This is a genomic window from Patescibacteria group bacterium (assembly GCA_041675205.1).
In the GTDB taxonomy this organism is placed as follows: domain Bacteria; phylum Patescibacteriota; class Patescibacteriia; order GWA2-46-9; family GWA2-46-9; genus JBAYUF01.
In genome coordinates this window covers 1-12,788 of the sequence record JBAYUF010000011.1, presented here as the reverse complement: position 1 = coordinate 12,788, position 12,788 = coordinate 1, and the positions used below count along the sequence as shown (strand labels likewise).

Genomic DNA, 12,788 nt, shown 5'->3' with positions numbered 1-12,788 from the left:
TTCAAAACCATCAATAAATTCAAGCCGCTGTTTCTCGCCACATAAACGAAGAACCAAATCTGGAAAAGATTCTTTCCCTTGACCCGTGGCGTTAGCGCCACCAAACAAGCGAGAGGTGCGGATGACATATCCTCTGAGCCCCAAATCAATTTCTCTGAGCACGTATTCCTCACCTTTACATTTGGACTCTCCGTACACAGAGAGTGGATTAGGCGTATCGGTTTCCACGTACGGAACCTCTTTCAACCCATCAAAGACGTAGTCCGTGCTGTAGTGAACAAACGTAGCGCCGATAGTATGAGCGGCCTTAGCGAGTACGCCGACTGCGTCGGCATTAATGCGAAAGGCCGACTGGCGGCCCTCGGCAGAAGATTCAGCCGCATCCACCGCATTGTAAGCGGCCACGTTAATAATAAGTTCTGGTGCCAACTCGTCGAAGCGACTCACCACCGCCTTAGTGTCAGTAATGTCGAGCTCTTGCTGGTCGAGTGGAAAAATTGTGTGCTCACGAACCACAGGAAGTGACAATAAAGACTGCCCAAGTAAACCGTTGGCACCCAAAATAGCAATGCGCATACCTTACGCTTTCTCTACAATGGGCTTCACCAAAGTCACTATGTCTGGCATTGAATCGGGAATAATGTTTACGTAATCCGCGGGGTTGTATGGCGTTGACGCCACGCAGACGGTTTCACTGGTCTCGCCGAAGAGCGGCCAATACACGTGGTAGACACCGGCCGGAACAGTAAGCCCAATGAACGCTTCCGTAGCGTCTATGAGTTTGACCTTGGGGTCGACTGTCCTGAAGCGACCGTTATCCTTAGTTACCACGACGGCACACACTACGCCAAAGGTTGGTGAAGCTTCGCGAAAATCTTTAAACGCCCAAATGACCGAGCCGGTAATCGGAAAAAAGTTTTCAATTTGCTCGTGATGGTAGTGCCCAGCTCGTGGGAACGCACCGGTCGCCACCGACAGATAAATATTTTTTATACCGTTTTCCGCCAGCGCATTGTCTGTACCACCCGGCAACAATTCGCCCAAAAATCCCCTATCGTCTCGAATGCGTTTGTTCAAGGTCAAAACAAGACCAGCAATTTCAAGGTTCATGTCTACTCTACGTGAGCATTAATGGCTGCCGAGCGCTGTTTTATCGCCTCCACCCAATCCTGGTGTTCGCGGTACCACTGCACTGTTTCTTGAATAGCCGTCTCAAAATTATATCTCGGCTTCCAGCCAAGCTCTCTTTCAATTTTAGAAGCATCAATGGCGTAGCGACGGTCGTGTCCTGGGCGGTCAGTTACAAACGTTAAGAGTGACTCGTCTTTCCCAAGCGCTCGCAAAATAATACGGGCAATGTCGATATTTGGCCGCTCAAAATGACCACCGATATTGTATACCTCCCCCGCCGTACCCTTATGCAACACAGCGTCGAGCGCTTCGCAATGGTCGCGAACATACAGCCAATCACGAACATTTTTCCCGTCGCCATAAAGCGGCAACGGTTGGTCGTTCATTGCTCGGTCAATAAAAAACGGAATGAGCTTTTCAGGAAATTGATACGGCCCGTAGTTGTTGGAACAGTGCGTTACGAGGACATCACTTCCAAAAGTTTTAAAGAAGGCGCGACACAAAAGGTCACCACCGGCCTTAGCAGCCGCATAAGGAACGTTCGGCGTAAATGGCGTGTCTTCGGTAAACGCGGTTTCGTCGTCGAGCTCTAGCGAACCGTACACTTCGTCGGTCGAAACTTGCAGGTGTCGAATACCAGGAATCTTCCGCTCAGCGTCTAGTAATGTCTGCACACCAAGCACATTTGCTAACACGAAATCTCGAGAGCCAACGTGAATACTTCTGTCCACGTGTGTTTCAGCGGCAAAATTTACCACATCCGTAATGCCAGTTGAAAGAACAGCCGCTACTGCCGCTTCGTCAGCTATGTCACCTTTAACAAATTCATACCGCGACTCAGTCAATAGGTCAGCCAAGTTGTCGAGGTTGCCGGCGTAGGTCAATTTGTCAAAATTTACAATCCTATAATTTGGATACTTTTCCAAAATATGGTGAACAAAATTAGAGCCGATAAAGCCTGCCCCACCCGCCACAAGTATTTTTTTCTCAGTCATAGTAAGGTAATTCTATACAATTTTTGCCACACCGACAACAAAACAAAAGGCTCGGCGTATGCCGAGCCTTTTGCCACTCTTACAGTTCTTACTTCTTGTCCTTGTCGTCGCGCTGGTAAATGTACCAGAGGTAGATGAGAACAATTAGTACGATGAGCCACCACCACCAACAGATGCCAAGAATCTTGTAGCAGCCGGTTGCTGGTGTGTTCGTAACCTCAGTCGGTGCTTCGACTGTCGGCACTACTGGTTCCTCTTCAGGCTCACCTTCTGGTGCGATTACCTCTTCACCAAGGACCTCACCCGCTGGAGCGCTACCGCCCGCTGCGGGGGCAGAACCAGTTGGACCAGCTGGTGCGGTCGTCTCTTCACCCAGTACCTCACCCGCTGGAGGAGTCACTGGAGTTGTGCCTGGAGGGGTAACAGGAGGAATTACGGGAGGTGTTCCACCGCCACCAGTGGTTGTAATGAGCTGCGTGTTCGCACTCACAATAGTGGTGCCACCGCTCGCATTTCGGAACTTGGCGTACACCGTCTTGAGGCCGTCGCCTGGTATAAGAATCCATGGCTTGTTCGGGGCTGGGTTCTCAAATCCAGTGGAGTCAGAAACATCCGACAAGTTACCTACGGCAATGTTTGTGACGTCAGAACCAAAGGTGAGCACCAAGTTAACGTTCGGATTAGACACTGGGCTGCCTTCAGCAACAGCTACCGCTACGCCGGTTGGGCCGGTTGGAATAAATCCACCACCGCCTCCGCCGCCACCACCGCCGCCGCCTCCGCCGCCACCACCACCAGCGTTTGTGGTAAAGCTGTGCTGCTCACTAATTGATTCAACTGAACCAGAGCCAGCCGAAATGACACGGTAGTAAATAAGGGTGCTCGCCGGGAGCCCAGACAAATCTACTCCGTGCGAAGTTGTGAAGGCAGCGTTGTTTGGTGACGTAGAACCGTAACCAAAGTTTGCACTGGTGTCAGTAGTCGGGTGTGATGTTGTGTCGTACACAACGCGACTTGTACCCGCCGGGTCAGTTGTCCAAATTACTTGAGCCGTTGAAGACGTAATGCTAATGGCATTAATGCCACTGAAGATGACGTTCAAGTGGTTACCAAAAGTCATTAGCTGAAGTTCTTCGCCGCTGTTATCGCTCGTAATAAGTAGGCCACCAGCCGAAACATTAACCGTGTAGTACCGATCCATTACAAAGGTCAAACCGTCACAACCAGTAATGGTGCAGGTAACGGTTACTGCCGGAGAAACGACTGCTGGATGGGTTGGTGACCAGTTCAGTGCCGCTGCCTCGAGCACAACGTACGTGCCTGGTTCAGGGGTCAGCATAGCGGCCACGCCATTCTCGTTCGTGCTCGCAATCGCTACCACGTCTACTGGTGGTGTTCCCTCTTGTTCGCTGGTATCAACCTTCGCCAAAGCAAATGTCCAATTACTAATGGTGCTCTCTTGGTTGTCCCACAGACCATTATTGTCAACGTCGTTCCACTTCCATGCCGTGATAACCGACTGCTCGAAGTTACCAAAGGCAAGGTCGTTTGCGCTACTATCTTTGGTGATAATTGGGCCTTCGGTTTCGCCTAGGGTAACGGTTACCGTGTAGTAGACACCGAGTTCCAGATCACCAACGGTACAATCTGCCAACCCCTCAGCACAGGTGACTGTTTGGTTTGGTGTACTTACTGCCACTGGATAGGTCTGCACCCAACCAGTTCGCTTCCCTTCATAGATTCTGTAGGTACCACTCTGGTGTACGCGCAAACTAAATTCTCCGGAAATGTTGGTTGTGTCGAGGGCAACAATCTCAACTGGTGTTGGGCCGCTCTCACCTGGTGTGCCAACTTTACCAATGGCAATCGTCCAAGTACTTACGCCAACCTCACCGTCCCCTTTCGTGCGACTGAAGTCTCTATCGTTCCACTTAGTGCCATCAATTCGCTGCGATACATCACAGACGTCGCCCTTCCCGTCACCATCCGCATCTGCTTGGTCTGGGTTGGCTGTGAGTGGGCAATTGTCTGCTGTGTCAATGTCGCCATCATTATCGTCATCTGGATCGCAAGCGTCGCCTAACAAATCATCATCAGAATTCTCTTGCAATGGATTGGCTACGAGTGGGCAGTTGTCCACCGGGTTCAAAATGGTGTCGCCGTCGTAATCATTCGCACAGGCGTCGCCAATACCGTCCTCGTCAGTATCAATTTGATCAAGGTTTGCCACGAGTGGGCAGTTGTCCACCGCCGGAACATCCGTAGGGGTGCGGTCGGTAAATACACCATTCCCCTCGTCATCCTTATCGGCAACAGTGTCGTTATCGGCATCAGTGTCACAGGCGTTACCAATACCATCCTCATCGGCATCAAGTTGGTCTGCGTTTGCCGTTAATGGACAGTTGTCATATGGCGTTACCTCATCACCATCATCGTCTTTTACACCATCATCGTCGTCATCGGTGTCACAGACATTGCCAATATTGTCGCCATCCTTATCTTCTTGAAGTGGGTTCACCACGAATTTGCAGTTGTCACCAGGAGGAACGGCCAGGTCGGTAAAGGTGTCATCGCTGTTCGCCGTTTTGTCAGCTACGCCATCACCATCGACGTCGGTGTCACAAACGTCGCCGAACAAATCACCATCGGCATTCTCTTGCCCTGGGTTGGCTACAAGTGGGCAGTTGTCTTCGGTGTCGTTGTCGCCGTCGCCATCGTCGTCAGTGTCGCACGCGTCACCAATGCCGTCCTTATCGGAATCTTTTTGATCGAAGTTCGGCACGGTTGGGCAGTTGTCGGCACTATCAGGAATAGTGTCGTCATCGGTGTCTACATCAACAAACGTGTTAGTGAAGGTGCAACGTGCTATATCACCCGGGTTAAGGTCTAGGTTCGCATTTGTTACAGGAGCGCCACTATTAACCGCGCAACTCACCCCTTCAAAAGACCAACCATCACTTGTGCCTTCGCTGACCGTGTACGCACCTGTCTTCAAACCGCCAAACGTACGCGAACCACCGTCAACTAGTGTGATTGGCTCGCCATCGTTAAGGGTAAAGCTGAATACTGCTCCAACAGGTGCCTCAAGTGGGTTACTGACATCCTTGGTTATGACAATCGAAACGAACTCAGCGTTTCCGAAATTGCGACCTACGCGGTCAACACCCGAAGCAGCTGAAACCTCATAGGTACCGTTGTCTTGACCACCAAGACCAGTGGCACTTGTTGGTGCTGTCTGATACCAACCGCTCTGTTGGTCTGTGGAGAAGAGCTCCGAAACGATGTACTCACCAGGGCCGAGGTTCGGAAATTCGTAGTTACCGAAACTGTCGGTAAATACTTGACAGTATTCGCCATAAATTAATCTCGGCTCTTCCCCTGTACCTTGTTCACAGTTTGGCACTGTGCTGGTTCCGACGAGGTCAAGACTAATTCTCCACGAATGAAGGTTTAAGTCGGTTGTCCCATTGCGAACACCATCGCCGTTTATGTCGTTAAACTTTTTACCGGAAATTGTGAAGCCCTCAAAGTTACCAAAGTCTTTACCAATTTCATCCTCGCCCTCGCTCACGGTAACTTCATACGTTCCGCTTGCTGGCGCGGTTTGGTGCCAACCAGGCAGCATTGTTTCTGAAAGCGTGTAGGTGCCTGCTGCAACATTACTAAACGAGTAGCTTCCGTTAGCTCCAGTTTCGACTGGTATTGACGGTACACCGTTGCCGGAGAGTGTGATGGTCCAACCAGCCAGACCTAGTTCGCCTTGGTCGTGTACGCCATTGCCATTCTCATCCTCAAATTTCATGCCGCTGACGCTGCCGAGCGCAGTATTGTTGAATGTGCAAGTGACATCTTCGCCAGCCGTCAAACTAATCGCGCCGAAGACCTCACCATTGGTACAAACAGGTGATGGATCAGGAGTAACACCACTTGGCACTTCAGTTTGCGTTATACCATAGGTACCAACGCCAAGATTACCGAAGGTGTGACTGTTGCTGTTCGTGATAGTTGCACTGCCTGCCGGGGTTGCCGGCTCCTTTGTTAGGCTGAAACCATAGTTGCCAGCGTTTGCTGGCGAAAGATTAACCACGGTAATACTGCCGAGTTTCGTGTTTGTCAGTGTGCAATTCAAGTTTTCGTTTGCGTTTATGGAAATTGACTGCCCGTTCTGGTAGGCAATATCACCACAAACAAGGCTCGAAAAAACATACCCTGGCACGTCTGCTTCCGTAACCGTTACTGAACCAGGAAGAAGTTCATCAAATGAATACGAACCGCCTACAGTTAAGTGTGCGATTTCATCAGGAACGCCATTTTTAGAGAAGGTCACATCAAAAACCTGGCTAGAACTGCTCGTTGGGTTCACGGCTTTCGTTACGGTAATGCTCGACAAACCAAGCGTACCGAATATGGCAGTAGTGAAAGCTTGACCGGGGGTCAATTGGACTAAATAACCAATAGTGCCATTACCACAATCTGGACCGATAGTGGGCTGGGTATCTACCCATCCAGCCGGCACATCAACTTGGCAAACCGTATAGTCGCCAGACAAAAGTGAACCAACCGTAAAGCTTCCAGTTGCATCAGTCGTGGCTTGGGTGCTTGTACCTTGACCGGTTATCTGCACCTTGCGGCCAGCAACTCCTGGTTCTGGAAATTCAAAAGTATGACTGTTGTTTGTGTCGTGATAGACAAAACCGGATATTAAGGCAGTAGGAACTTCCGGCGCCACACCCTCACCCCAAACCGTAATATCATCCAAACGTACAAAGTTATCCACGTTAGGAGCGTTTACCTCAAAACGAAGTCCAAAATTTGGGTTATTCTCTGCACCAACCAACGGCTCGGAAGAGGTCCAGACGAGGTGAGAAATAAGCATATCATCCGGGTCAACAATGACTTTTTTCTCAAGTTCATGCTGTGTTTGCCACCCATCAGTGGTGTAGTAAACATAGAGACCTTGATCAACCTTGTTCATCAAGCTCACACGCCGCGCATAAGCGACATGAATCCCGCTCGTAATACCGACCGTGCTTATCGTCCTATAAATGGCACTACTTAAACCATCGACGCCATCAATTCGCACACCCTGCCCTCTGTCTGGGGTGTTATCGTCTGTGTAATGAACCCGCTCATTATTTGAAGCTCTGCGGCTAACGAACGCGTGGTTTACTGTTGTCCAACCATCTGGTGCGTTATTGACTGTGCTGCCTTCAAACCCGTCATAAAAGAAAGGAGGAACTGAGCCAAAGACTCGTACATCGTCGAGACCAGCGCCGTCCTGTGGACCACCGTCTTTACCAACCCCATGCATAAAGAACTGTAAGGTCAACTTGGCATGACGCTCGACATTCGACACATCGAAGCTCATGACCGTGCGTTCTTGCGATACCGTTACATCAGGTAGTACCACGGTCGATGCCGCATCGTCGTCCAACATATACTGAACACTGAATCGGCTGCCAGGAGCTAACTTCGTCTTCAGTGTATATTGCACGGTAAGCTGAGCGTAGCCCATGGTTGCAATCTCCCGACCGGCGTTGTCATCTGGATCTTTATTCGTAGATCCCTCAAAAAAGTAACCTTTGCCATGAGTGTTTGGGTCAGCTGGTGCATCATCAACCCCAACAAACATGTCGGTGAATGGCGCACCAGTGAATACACTCTCCGCATAATTCCTCTTTGGCTGATTTCCACCAGTCTCCTGCACTGTCCACTGGTTTGCTCTTTCAAAATTATCGTAGAAAATCTGCACCGGTACGTCCGCAGCATTCGCAACGTGCGTTGGCAACAGCAAAGCACCGCCCGGCGCAACAAGCGCGAGCAGCATGGTGGCACTCGTAAAGAACGCGCTGCCCCGTCGCAGGCGAGTTCGTGTTTGAGAACCTAGTATAAAATTCGGGCCTTCCGAACTGACCACCGACGTAACTCGATTTGTTAAAGCGCTAAAAAGTTTATACATAAAACATCAAACTAATATAAACAAGGTATGTGCAAATAATGGAAGGTGAAAGCGCACAAAAAAGCACGCTAATCTTGAGTGACGCGAACGGGTGCGATGTTTTATGTATTTTTATTTTTTTCTCGTCGGCTTCGTTGAAGCCCTTCTAAATCCCTCTCCCTTTAGCCGTAGGTAAGCGCATTGGCTTACAGATATTTGAATTTATGCTTAGAGACCTTTCGTAAATACATCCCATCTCTAACTTACACACATTAGAAGCTTTATTTGAAAATGTCAAGTAAAGCGAGGTAAATAGACTTAAAAGTAGGGAAAAATTGTAACTAACTTATTGTAAAAAACTGTGGATAACTGCTTAACCCACCCTGTTGATAACTAAACAACGAGTAGAAATACAGCCAAAACAACAACAGCCAAAGAATGGCTGAGCATCGAAGGGTGGCGAATCTTTAGTCGAGAGGTGAACATATACATAAGCACACCGGCAGATAGAAATACTACGAAACCGAGGTAAAACTCACGAACCTTATCATTCAGATTGCCAACCTTAACTAAGCCACTAAAAAACGAACTGTACTTATCGGATCCTTCATTAAAGATGAAGAACTTCTGAATCGAGGCGTCAGGAGCAATGAGCGCCACCGCCTTTGTTTCGGGAGGAAATCCAGCTTTAGCGGCAGTAATGAGTAGCGGCTCTCCAGTGGCAGGCAATGTGCCAGGCTCATACTGAATCGACCCTTTCCACTCGTCTGCCGTTCCTTCCCGAATCAAATCAGTGCTGACATAGGCCAAAGAAGCGCTGACCACTTCCGCCTCAGCCGCCGCTACTCGGACATCGACCTTATTTTTGCGATCAATGACGCTTAGGCGTTTCTCGTTAATTATGCTCGGCTTTTCAACTGGTGCGGAAACTGGTTCGGCAGCTTCTACGGCAGGAGTGCCGAACATTTGCACCACAAAGGTTGCTTTCACACCCTCAAATTCCCCCATTGCGGTGCCGATACCTATTTCACTGTAGACCGGGTTTACAATGTTTGCGCGATGCGTTGGGCTAGCCATCCATCCACCTTGAACGTCTTCCGCCTCCTGGAAGTGCACAGCCAAGTTTTCCCCAGCTCGCCGATAGCGATAACCAACGTCTTTGATCCAATCCCACGGTGTTCTGCCTTTGGGGCTGGTGTGCGCAAAATAGCCGTTTTCCAACATGTCATTCGCTTTCCTGGCTGCCGCCTCGGCCAATTGCTCATTTGACTTCAAATCTGGTAAATCAAGATTCCGCCGTGCCTGATTCGTAAGCGCGATGATATTTTTTGCCGTAATGGCACTCGAATAAAGGCTAGACGAGGGCAGCGCCACCGGCCCGAGAATGACGATAACTTTGAGCAATATGAGTATGATGCTATAGCCAAATAGCGTTCGATGCCGTATGAGATGTGGCCGATAGTCATTTCCAGCGTGTGGAAATAAATGGTCCACCGCCACCCAAAATCCACGCTTTGCATGACGATGAACAAAAGCATGCAGTTTTGAGCGATGCGCTCGTGGTTTAGTGATATGCGTCTTTGGTGAATTCTTTGGCGGCATTTTTCTTTACTGGCTGAAAATAACGTTGAAAAATAGCAGAAATATTGACCTTCGTCAATGCATTGCCTCTCGAATGGCGCGGGCCTGATCTGCTAGTGCCTCTGAAGTCGGCTCAGAATGTCCCCAAGAAACCAGGCCATCCCCTTCAATTCTCGGAATCACATGCACATGTAAATGCATCGCCGTTTGACCAGCAGAAGCACCATTGTTTATGCCAATATTGCAGCCCGTTGACCCAGTGACACGGATAACTGCATTGGCCAATTTAGGGAGGGTTGCTGAAAGGGCGGCGAGCGACGAGGCCTCTGCATCGAGGAGGTTCGTGCTGTGAACTTTTGGTACAACCAAGGTATGCCCTGGCCGAATTGGGTGGATATCCAAAAAAGCAATCACACCCTCATCTTCATAAACCTTTTCCGCTGGCACTGTGCCGGCAATGATGCAGCAAAAAATACACGAGTCATTCATAATATAAAAAAGAGAGCGGTTACAAAAGAAATTAAAAACCCGATGATTCCTATTTCTAGACCAGCCACTGCAGCCAGTATACCACCAACGCAGAGGCTCACTAGTACAAGCTCAGCAAAGTTCATACGTACGGCTGAGGAGATTCGTAAGACAACCGCAAGAATGACAGCCACGAGAGCAAACCAAAGCCACAGTAAGGGTAGGCCCTGACGCACCAGGCCCGGGTGCCACAACTCTACAACGGTGGTACACGTCAGAATGACTGCTGCCCCCACGAGCGAACGCAGTAACTGTTTTTGATTCTCTACCATAGTGCGCTTTTTATGACCGTCAGTGTCGTATTCAACTTATGTAGCACCAACGCCAGGCTAAGCGGCTGGCCGGTGAAGTGCACTGTTGCATTCGTTAATTCAATTTTTCCGGCCGTAACCGGCGCAGAAATAAGCAAACGCAATCGACCGTCTTCTAAAACGGCAGTGCTCATACTGAATGTCTGAAAGCATTGTTCGTCTTCCTTTTGCGGAACGACATACGGCACGGTTTCGTAATTCCACGCGCCACCCTGTCGCCGAATGCCGAGCGTGATTGCAGCTCTCTGAATGCCAGTTAGGCATACAGCCACAGCATCCATGCTGCGTGGCACCCGTACATCAACATAGACCGGCTCTGCGAGAAGCTCGACGCCAGTGGCAGTAACCGCCACTCGTCCACGAGGATACACATCAGAAAAATTTGCCGACGGCTTCAAAAGGTTCGTTCTGTATATCGCCGCACCACGCGGTGCCAGGCCAACGACAACAGCAAACAGGCACAGGCCTGCCAGCAAAGCGACTGCAGCAATGCTTAGTTTCGACATCATAGACGCAACAAGGGGTACAACCAACCGCCGTTCATTAACGCCACAGGGGGCTGCAATACTATTTGCCGCTCTCGTAGCCTGGCCACGGTGTCAGCGTCAACCTCATGGGGCACATACACATACACCGGCACGACATCTGCCACCGCCCCAATACCGGTGAGCACTTCAGGGTACATTGAGAATGGCAGGCTGCCCGGGCTAATAACCCGGCGATCCGGGAAAAAAACTTTGTCTGAACGGTCGCTAACAATGACTGCGGTACTTGTCGTCAGCTGATTCACTTCTCTACTTAACGCTCGATAAGTTTGAAGCCTGCCCGCCACAGCGGTAAAACCTTCAATTGGATCAAAGTAGACGAGGCTAAACGAAAATGTAAAAAGTGCCAAACAACCAAGTGCTGCTACGAGCTGCAATCTACCGAGCTGCTTACCAAGGCTCGTAACGCCAAACGCAACGAGTGGCATTGTTATAACGTACAACGGCAGCCAATAGCGAGAAAACGAGGTGCTAACGGTTACCGTTTGAAATCCAACGGAATCATTGATGAACCAGCTACCATAATAAACAAGCAGCCACGCACCCACCCAGCCAATTGCCACCATATAAAACCGAGGTACATGAAGGCGCATGGCGCGAAAACCAATGGCGACAAACAGCCACAAGGGAAGAAAAAGTAAAAACCCGTTATTGAAAATGTTCGCTATGATGCGCCCGGCGTCAAAACCAAGTGGAAGTAGTATCGATCGAGCGGCGGTAATAAACGCACCACTGGCGCTCGATGCCACTGCCGCCGCCGCCTGATGATACCCCGTTGGGAGCGGCGCCGAGTAAACAACTGCAAAACCAAGTAACGCTAAAGAAAGAAATGCGCCGAGCACCGCCCCGGCAATGATGCCGTGGGTAATTCGCAAATGCTCTCGTTCCTTCCACAACACCCAAAGAAGTAACGGCAACAGCCACAAAACCTCCACCGTGCGGACAAACAGTGCACCAACGAGGAAAAATATGCACACCACCAGCCACTCCACGCTGTATCTAGTCTCTCGAAAACGAAAAAAGGACCAAGCACTAAAAATCACAAGCGCCAAAAAAAGCACATTGTGATAAAAACCACGACTGGCGTAATACCAATAAGCCGGATGAATAGCAGTCAGCACCGTTGCCAGAGTAGCAAGTCGTTCACCAAATAGTCTTCGCCATATTCCCCATAGGGCTACGAGCGCGAGTGAAGCCACAACTGGCGTTAAATAAGGAAGAATACCAATACCCAGGACAAACCCGATGACGCCGTAAAATACGGGCAAACCAATAAAGCTGGCTGGTGCTATTGTTGCCTGAACGGCAACGGTAGAGCGCGGATGCAGTACTCCGCCCGACCGTTCAAGGAGTGGCTCTGGAATAGAAAGACCCATGCCAGTAGCTAGCCGCTCACTAAAGAGATAATTCGCCGTCTCGTCGGGTGAATTAAAACGAAGCATTGTATCTCGGCTCGTTGCCCACGGGAAAAAGGCATACAAAGCAAAAGCAACAATGGCGATTGTCACCGGCACTACAGAATCTGTTATTCGTGGTGATAGTTTCATAAATATTTGTGCCGTACACCCGCCGCGGCTACAATTACAGCTATGTCTAACCCGTGGCTCCTAACCTCAATGCTCACTGCCGTCGCGACTGCTACGGCATTCTTCACCGCCATACCCCAGCCATTCCATCTCGTGCTTGGTCTTGCTGTCATAGGTGCAGCTGCAGTCGTTACCGGAAATTTTTTCTTCTCTAAGCATGGCATCTTCAGTGT

At 49.8% G+C, this 12,788-nt stretch carries 9 protein-coding genes; all 9 read right to left on the bottom strand.

Annotation, left to right across the window (positions count from 1 at the left end):
• A partial coding sequence (locus WC052_05525; protein MFA7287093.1) for a sugar nucleotide-binding protein occupies nt 1-576 on the bottom strand: 576 nt, incomplete at its 3' end.
• Between the two features lie 3 nt (nt 577-579).
• Nucleotides 580-1,110 carry a hypothetical protein gene (locus tag WC052_05520; GenBank protein MFA7287092.1) on the bottom strand — a complete coding sequence of 177 codons (531 nt, stop codon included), beginning with the start codon at nt 1,108-1,110 and terminating at the stop codon, nt 580-582.
• 2 nt (nt 1,111-1,112) lie between these two features.
• A complete protein-coding gene (gene rfbB / locus WC052_05515) occupies nt 1,113-2,126 on the bottom strand; it encodes a dTDP-glucose 4,6-dehydratase (GenBank protein MFA7287091.1) in 1,014 nt (337 codons plus the stop codon).
• Nucleotides 2,127-2,214: 88 nt separating this feature from the next.
• A complete protein-coding gene (locus WC052_05510; GenBank protein MFA7287090.1) occupies nt 2,215-8,085 on the bottom strand; it encodes a thrombospondin type 3 repeat-containing protein in 5,871 nt (1,956 codons plus the stop codon).
• 372 nt (nt 8,086-8,457) lie between these two features.
• Entirely contained in the window at nt 8,458-9,666 is a 1,209-nt protein-coding gene (locus tag WC052_05505) for a CAP domain-containing protein (GenBank protein ID MFA7287089.1), read from the bottom strand.
• 54 nt (nt 9,667-9,720) lie between these two features.
• Entirely contained in the window at nt 9,721-10,134 is a 414-nt protein-coding gene (locus tag WC052_05500; protein MFA7287088.1) for an HIT family protein, read from the bottom strand.
• Nucleotides 10,131-10,445 carry a hypothetical protein gene (locus WC052_05495; GenBank protein ID MFA7287087.1) on the bottom strand — a complete coding sequence of 105 codons (315 nt, stop codon included), beginning with the start codon at nt 10,443-10,445 and terminating at the stop codon, nt 10,131-10,133. The genes WC052_05500 and WC052_05495 overlap by 4 nt, the downstream gene beginning before the upstream one ends.
• Nucleotides 10,439-10,993, bottom strand: coding sequence for a hypothetical protein (locus WC052_05490; protein ID MFA7287086.1), 555 nt, complete (start codon nt 10,991-10,993; stop codon nt 10,439-10,441). Before WC052_05490 ends, WC052_05495 begins: the two co-directional genes overlap by 7 nt.
• Entirely contained in the window at nt 10,990-12,576 is a 1,587-nt protein-coding gene (locus WC052_05485; protein MFA7287085.1) for a glycosyltransferase family 39 protein, read from the bottom strand. The genes WC052_05490 and WC052_05485 overlap by 4 nt, the downstream gene beginning before the upstream one ends.
• Nucleotides 12,577-12,788 lie beyond the last annotated feature (212 nt).

Coding starts and splice junctions, on each gene's coding strand:
- WC052_05520 (MFA7287092.1), bottom strand. CDS start 1,110: ATGAACCTTGAAATTGCTGGTCTTGTTTTGACCTTGAACAAACGCATT.
- rfbB (MFA7287091.1), bottom strand. CDS start 2,126: ATGACTGAGAAAAAAATACTTGTGGCGGGTGGGGCAGGCTTTATCGGC.
- WC052_05510 (MFA7287090.1), bottom strand. CDS start 8,085: ATGTATAAACTTTTTAGCGCTTTAACAAATCGAGTTACGTCGGTGGTC.
- WC052_05505 (MFA7287089.1), bottom strand. CDS start 9,666: ATGCCGCCAAAGAATTCACCAAAGACGCATATCACTAAACCACGAGCG.
- WC052_05500 (MFA7287088.1), bottom strand. CDS start 10,134: ATGAATGACTCGTGTATTTTTTGCTGCATCATTGCCGGCACAGTGCCA.
- WC052_05495 (MFA7287087.1), bottom strand. CDS start 10,445: ATGGTAGAGAATCAAAAACAGTTACTGCGTTCGCTCGTGGGGGCAGCA.
- WC052_05490 (MFA7287086.1), bottom strand. CDS start 10,993: ATGATGTCGAAACTAAGCATTGCTGCAGTCGCTTTGCTGGCAGGCCTG.
- WC052_05485 (MFA7287085.1), bottom strand. CDS start 12,576: ATGAAACTATCACCACGAATAACAGATTCTGTAGTGCCGGTGACAATC.